This window comes from Mesorhizobium sp. LNHC229A00 (assembly GCF_000502415.1).
Taxonomy (GTDB): Bacteria; Pseudomonadota; Alphaproteobacteria; order Rhizobiales; family Rhizobiaceae; genus Mesorhizobium.
This window is the reverse complement of sequence record NZ_AYWQ01000121.1, coordinates 1-813: the sequence shown is the minus strand read 5'-3', so window position 1 is coordinate 813 and position 813 is coordinate 1. Positions and strand designations below refer to the sequence as shown.

Annotated in this window: 1 protein-coding gene; it reads left to right on the top strand. The window is 54.7% G+C overall.

Features of this window, described 5'->3' with window-relative positions; translation table 11 throughout:
* A partial coding sequence (locus tag X742_RS140330) for an ABC transporter substrate-binding protein (protein WP_023775645.1) occupies window positions 1-813 on the top strand: 813 nt, incomplete at both ends.

Genomic DNA, 813 nt, shown 5'->3' with positions numbered 1-813 from the left:
AAACCGATCGGGACGGGAGCGTTTGAACTGCTGACGTATTCGGTGGGCAGCAAGGCTGAGGTCAAGCGTCGCGAACACGGCAAGTGGTGGGGCGGTGAAGCGCTACTCGACGGTGTTCACTTTGTAGACTATGGCACTGAGTTCCAAGCAACGATAGCGGCCTTCGACTCTGGTGAGATAGATCTCGACCTACAAACTCCCGCCGACTACATTGATATTCTCGACAAGATGGATGTTGTCAAAACCGAGGTGGCTACCGCAACAACGCTGGTATGCCGCACAAACACTGCCAATAAGCCGTACGACGACAAGAAGGTTCGAAACGCACTGCAGATGGCCGTCGATAATAATGCTGTCTTGCAACTTGGCTACGCAGGTCGCGGTACGGTCGGCGAAAATCACCACGTGAGCCCGATTCATCCCGAGTATTATCCTTTGCCGAAGAAGACACGGGACCTCGATGGCGCCAAAATGCTAATCGCAGAAGCCGGCCATGCCGACTTTGAACATGAACTGATATCCATCGACGAAGACTGGCAGAAAAATACCGGCGATGCCATCGCGGCCCAGCTGCGCGAAGCCGGCTTCAAGGTGAAGCGCACCGTGCTCCCGGGTTCAACATTCTGGAACGATTGGGCGAAATACCCCTATTCTCTTACGGTCTGGTACATGCGACCCCTCGGCGTTCAAGTCCTGGCGCTGGCCTATCGAACCGGCGAGGCATGGAATGAGACATCCTACTCCAATCCTGACTTTGACGCGAAGCTCAAGAAGGCATTCTCCGTCAGTGACGTCGCTAAACGCAAGGAACTG